4 protein-coding genes are annotated in these 6342 nt (G+C 62.7%); all 4 read left to right on the top strand.

All coding sequences use genetic code 11. The features are described 5' to 3' along the window. Positions 1-1096 precede the first annotated feature (1096 nt). The 4 genes from mycP (at position 1097) to AC067N_RS32255 (ending at position 6324) form a co-directional block, all read left to right on the top strand. Positions 1097-2452, top strand: a complete 1356-nt coding sequence (mycP, locus tag AC067N_RS32270) for a type VII secretion-associated serine protease mycosin (RefSeq protein WP_478682445.1) — start codon at positions 1097-1099, stop codon at positions 2450-2452. Positions 2453-2894: 442 nt separating this feature from the next. Beyond that, positions 2895-3371, top strand: a complete 477-nt coding sequence (locus AC067N_RS32265; protein ID WP_478682444.1) for a hypothetical protein — start codon at positions 2895-2897, stop codon at positions 3369-3371. Between the two features lie 10 nt (positions 3372-3381). Beyond that, entirely contained in the window at positions 3382-5667 is a 2286-nt protein-coding gene (locus AC067N_RS32260) for a hypothetical protein (RefSeq protein WP_478682443.1), read from the top strand. A 45-nt stretch (positions 5668-5712) separates the two neighbouring features. Beyond that, positions 5713-6324, top strand: coding sequence for a hypothetical protein (locus AC067N_RS32255; RefSeq protein ID WP_478682442.1), 612 nt, complete (start codon positions 5713-5715; stop codon positions 6322-6324). The last annotated feature ends 18 nt before the right edge of the window (positions 6325-6342 follow it).

Here is a 6342-nt window from a genome sequence, read left to right as displayed (position 1 = left end):
GCCAACAAGGAGAAGGTCCGCCAGGAGGCCGCCGCCGAGATGATCAAACTCGGCCAGGCGTACGAGTTCTCAGCGGTACAGCTGAACGCGCTGGAGAGGCCCAAGTTCCCGCCGCCGCCTGAGGCGTTCGTGCCTCGCGACAAGGGTGAAAGCTCCGATCTTGCCCGTCCAGATGCCTCCGCGCGGAGCCTCCCGCATGCGGGCCCTGTTCCCCTGGATTCGGCCCCCCAGCGGGAAGTGGGTGTGGAGCGATCTGATGTGGGGCAGTCGCTGGACAAGTCGTCTGAACGCGCCGGGTCGACGAAGGAAACACCCCCGACCCGTATGGGTATCGACTCGGTTGAAACCCTGCTGCCGGACAAGCAGACGACGTCGCCTCCAGCGAGCGGTCCCTCCGCAGGAAGGCCGGATGGGTCGACAACAGTCCCTCAGGCAGGGCTGATTCCCTCAACGCCCGGTGGCGGCCGTGGCAATCCCACCGGTGGCCTGCGGCCGCAGGGGCGGTCGATCGCAACGGGGCGTATGCCCCAGTCGTCGGGCCCGATGGTGCCGCCTTCGGGCTCAGCGAGGGTGCCAAGCAGCTCCGGCATCATCGGCGGCCGACCGATTACTCCGCCCTTGGGTGGTCCCACGGGAGCGGTCCATCGGGGAACCGTGGTCGGAGGACCGAGCGCCGCCGGTCGCGTGCCAGCGGGCCCCATCCCTGGTGTGACGACCCCGGCAGGGCGAAGGGAGGGGCAACAGCGGCACGCACCTGGCGGTCGTATCCCTGCACCCAGCGGGGGTGTCGTCGGGGGAACGACGCAGCGGACGGGCCGCGCCGTCCCTAGTACGGGCGGTACTGCTGGTTCCGGAGCCGTTGGCGGTGGTACGGCGCGAGCTGCGGCGATAGGCGGTGCCGCCAGCCCAGCGCGCTCTGAGAGCACTGGAACGGGTGCCCCACGCGCAGCGCGGCCAGCCTCCGCCGCGAGGACAGACAGCACAAGGGCACGAGCCCGCTCGGGGAGAGACCAGGAGACCAGGCGCCAAGACAGCGGTCGTACGGTGCCCCCAGTCATTGACTGAGACGTATGCACGAATGGAGACAGGGAACCTCATGTGCACCACCAGCACCCGACACGGGCGCCACCGTGGCGCGGCATCGGCCATCCTCGGCCTGTTGCTGGTGTGCGCTGCGGGGGTACCGGCGCACGCTGCATCGACTCGCGATCAACAGTGGTTTCTGGATGCCATGAAGGCAGAGCAGATGTGGCAGAGCAGCATGGGAGACGGAATCAAGGTCGCCGTCCTCGACACGGGGGTCGAGCCAAATAATCCGGACCTGGTGGGGCGGGTGCTCGAGGGCAAAGACTTCGCCCCCTCGAGCCGCGTAGGCGATGAACACACGGACCACGACGGCCACGGAACGGGCATGGCAGGGCTCATCGCGGGAACGGGTGCCTACGGGGGAGGGAACGGCGCATTTGGGCTCGCTCCTGAGGCCGATATCCTCCCGGTCCGGATGCCTGATGCCGATGACGTCAGTCCATTCGAAGTGTCCGCGTATTTCAGCAAGGCCATCCGCTACGCCGCTGACTCCAGAGCACAAGTCATCAACGTCTCCATGGGTGGGGGCGCGAAGAGCTCTGAGTTGACTGAGGCGGTCAAGTACGCTCTCGGTAAAGGCTCACTGATCTTTGCTGCAGTGGGCAACGACGCTGACAAGAGGCGGGGAGTGGATCCTCTGGCTGCCACGCCTGGTGTCGTCGGTGTGGCAGCCGTCGGTAAGGACCTCCGCCGGGCGCCCTTCTCCCAATACGGCCCTGAGGTGGATGTCTCCGCCCCAGGCGTAGACATGGTGCACGCCTGCGGCGGCAAAACAGGCCTCTGTAAAACCAGCGGCACCAGCGACGCCACAGCCATCGCCTCCGCCAGCGCCGCCCTCATCTGGTCCAAGCACCCCACCTGGACCAACAACCAAGTCCTCCGGGTCATGCTCAACACCATCGGTGCCCCCACCGACGGGGCCAAGCGCAACGACTCCATCGGCTACGGCATCGTCCGCCCTCGCATCGCCCTGCAGAACCCCGGTGACCCGGGCCCCGCCGATGAGTACCCCCTCCCGGACCTCGCGGCCTCAGACTCCGCGTCGTCCCCTGCCGCGTCGGCGCCGACCAGCGAGCAGGAAACTTCAGCGGCAGAAAAGTCATCGGAAGCGACTACAGAGTCCGAGGGCGGAAGCACCACGCTTTGGGCAGTCCTGGCCTTCGTTGCGGCAGTTTTCGCCGCAGCGGCGGTCGCAGCGTTCTTGGTGATTCGGAGCCGTAAAGCTGCAGCGAGGCGTCTACAAGTGGGGACTCCCTCACCGCATCACATCTCGAATGCGCAGGGCGGTCTTCCGCCCCACCCATACGCGACTCCCAATCAGCCAAGCGGCAACCCGCCATCCGATCGTGGTCCTGGCCCGGCCTGACGGCCAAATACCGGAAGGCATGGCCGGTACCGGGATGATGGACGATTATGGGAGGCTCCTGTTGAAATTCCGTCGGTGCTCGGCACGGCTCAGCCCTCCCGGTCTCCTGTCTGCCTGGCATTGTGGGCATCGGTGTTGCGAAGAGCGTGCTGTAATCCATTCCTCAACCGGTGCTCCCGGAAGGGTCGCTTGACGACGGCAACCTCATGCGGATCGTGCTCGGCGGCATCGGAGCCGCGGTGCTCGGGTCGAGCGATCGCCGCGCTCGTCGTCACCCGCAGACACCGAGCAGAGACCACCGCAGCGCCGAACCCGGTGGCACCAAAACCGAATGCAGGACAAGACCCGGAGGCTCGTTGATAGCGTGAATAGCCGCTGACGAGAGAGCCGTTGGCAGCCATGAGCGACTCGTGACGGGGATGACGAGAAGGAGCAGGAGCGCGTGGCCTGGGACGAATGGGAGCGGCTGAAGAGGGACGCCGCCCAGAGAAACTCGACGCACATGCAGCTTAACCAGAGCGCTGCGAGCGGTGGCGGCTCAGGCACCGACGGGGACCTCGTGGTGAGCCAGGACGACCTCGGCGCCGTGGGCCACGAGGCGTTCGTTCTGCACGGCGACCTGCAGAAGGCCGCGGACATCGCCGGCGCCGGCGCGAACAAGGATGGTGTCGGTTCCACGATGCGGGCCGCCGCCGATCTGAAATCCCATGGATTCGTCACGGGCGGTGCCCTGGAGACAACGGTCGAGGTGTGGACCTCCCAGGTCAAATCCGTCCTTCAAGCGTGTGCGCACATCTCCAACCACCTGGACTACAGCAAGAAGCTGCACGCCCAGGACGATGCGAAGATCGCTGCAGCGCTCAGTGGCCGTGACGGTTCGGCCGTTTCCGTATCGGAACTCGACAAGTACTTCAAGTAGGAGTGGCCCGGTGGTATTCGCGTACACGGACCTGATCGAGGTTGACCTCGGCAAGCTGGGCACAGCGGTCTCCGACTGGAAGCACACGGTCGACAAACTCAAGACGGCGGCGGAGAACGCCCGCAAGGGCATGAAGGCCAAGTCTGACGCCGCACGGTGGGCCGGGGTGAACGCCTCGGTGACGCGCCAGTTCGTCACGAAGACGGCGAAGGAGATCGACGACCTCCACTCCGAGGCGGACAGCATCTACCAGGTTCTCGACGACGCGCACATCGAATTGACATCGCTCCAGAAGCAGATCAAAACCGCCGTTCAGGTGGATGCCAAGAATCTCGGGATCCGCGTCGAGGACATCGGTGGCGGAGAGGCCCGCTGCTACTTCGCCCATATCCGGGGCGACACCGACGAGCGGACTCAAGAGCAGCTCGACGCCAAGCAGGAGCTGGAGGACCGAATCAACCGGCTGCTCCGACACGCATCGGAGATCGACTCCTCGGTGGCACGCGCCCTGCGCAAGAGCCACGGCAACGACCCGCACAACGCCGGGCACAGTTCGTACGGCTCTCTCGACGAAGCGCAGGCCGAGCGTGCCGCAGAACTCGCTAAGCACGGTCCGGAGATGACGGACAAGCAGTTCACCGAACTGAACTTCATCATGAAGTACAACGCCAAGGACGCCGACTTCTCGACTTCCTTCTACAAGTCCCTTGGTGGCCCCAAGGACGCCCTGGAGTTCTACGGTCGTATGGCGCTGGACGGTACAGCTGGAAAGGACGAGACCAGGCTCACCCTGACGAAGCAGTTCCAGCACAACATGGGTTTGGCCCTGGCATCGGCCACCGATCCCGACAACAAGTCGCATCTGCCGTCCAGCTGGGCAAATGAATTCCGCCGTCTGGGCACCCAGCCGATCGAAATCCAGCCAGGGGCGCCTCAGCCACCCTACGGGTATCAGATTCTGGGGGGTCTGCTTCGGCACGGCAACTATGACGCCAGATTTATCAATCCCATTGCAGAGCATGTGGTGCAGTTGCACCACAAGGATCCGTATCGCTTTGTCTCCAATAGGCCGCATTCTTATGACCTGGACCTGGGCTTCAATCCTTCAGGAAAGAATGGAGCCGGGTACGATCCGCTGACAAGCGTCCTGGAGGGACTTGCGCACAGTCCGGAAGCTGCCACCAAGTTCTTCAACGACCAGAATCCCACGGTCTACAACGAAGACGGGACTGTGAACAGGAAGGAAAAACTCGACTACACCTACTTCAAGGAACTGACAAAGAAGGAATTCGAGTGGCCTGCGGACACCCTCTCCCACCCGGGTAGCGACGATGCAGCGAAGGCCCGCGGCTTCGGCCCGGACGCCCTTGGGCATGCTCTAGAGGCAGCTACCACGGGGCATCCATACGGTGCGGAGCCCACGGAACTTCACCGAGATGAACAGACCGCCGACGTTATGAGGAAGGTTATCAATCGCTACAACGTGGCTAACGAGGATGCGCCCCCGGATGTCATGAAGGACAGCCTGGCCCGTATGGGGGCTGCGTACATCGACGACCTTAACTACTCCACCTGCAACTTCGGCGGGTCTGGCGATGCCTTGGGCCGGGGTGAGATCTTTGCCCACAGCAGCGACGGAAGCACGCGCACTGATTTTGAACGGACCAACAGCGCGAATTTCCTGATGCTTGTGGCGCGCGACGAAGAGGGATACAACACTTTGTCCGCCGCACAGGATGCGTATACAGCAAGCGGGCTTTCTGTTCACGAGGGAGACAAGGATTCCGGTGCCACATTCGCAAGGAATGCTGCGGAAGTGCGCGGAATTATTGACGCTTCACGCGAGTTCGAGATCCGTTCCGGCTTTCAAGATATCGAAGACGATGAAAATTTGAAGAAGGAGAAAGAGGCGGAGTGGCGTAAGTTCGCCGTCGGTGGTTCGATCGGTGCTGTGGTCGGAGTGGGCTCGGCCCTCCTCCTCGGTCCGGCGGCTGGTGTGGCCGCTTCCATCGCAGTTCCTTTGGTCATGGAGACCGCTGGAGGGGCGGTGAGCACATCGTACGGAAATCACACCTTGGAGTATTTGAAGGACAACGAGTGGGACAATGACGTCGATGCTTTGATGTCCACTCAGGGTGTTCGAGAGTTTGGTGAGCGCAGAGCATGGATGCCTGCTCAGAGCTATGGGGGCACGGTGGGCATGTCGCAAGCCGAGATGCGAGACTTCGGATTCGATATTTCGGATTCCTATGGAAATGGCCGAGCTTTGGTTGGAGACCTTGAGAAGGTGAGCTAAGTGCGGAAAGGAAGGTTTGCTTGGCTTGGGAGGTGCTGCTCCATCGTGGCCCTTGTCTTCACTGCTGGCTGCTCCGGCGAAGAACCCGAACGTGACAGTTTTATAGTTCAGCGAGGGGTGTGCGAAGAACTCTTCGGGGCTAAGAACATGTCTTCTGTTCGGAAAATGATGGGTGAGACGGACATCCGTTTCACGAACGCTCCGCGGAAGTTGAGTCAGGTCAAGAGTGACATGGTGGAGGAGGTTCAACGCTGGGATCCCTCGCAGGCCCGCTATCGGATGACGGAATATAATGTCTGCAGCTTCAACGAGGGGGCTGTAAATTTTTCCTCGTCCGTGGAGTGGTCGACATCCAGCATCAAGGAGGTTCAGTCTGCTGCCAGTCGCTGGTACGCGGGCGCGGGCGATGTCTTCTTGGCGGAGAAAAGCCTCATGGCTGGTGATATCGGTTTGATTTTCCCATGCCGGATCCAGGGTACGGCGGCCGGGCAGCAGGAGCATATCCCGCTGCAGATCCGGGTCGGGCAGGTAGAGGCGCCGGAATTCTCAGACGACTTCCACGAGAACTTGGCGATTTCCCTGGCCAAGTCGATGCGAGACGAGTTGGGGTGCGTCAATCACCCGAAAATACCTGACAGCCTTACCAGGACGCGGTGATGGGACCAATAGGTCAAG

Source organism: Streptomyces sp. NPDC042364, assembly GCF_056437585.1.
The sequence above is the reverse complement of the archived record's forward strand: the minus strand, read 5'-3'. Positions and strand labels throughout refer to the sequence as shown.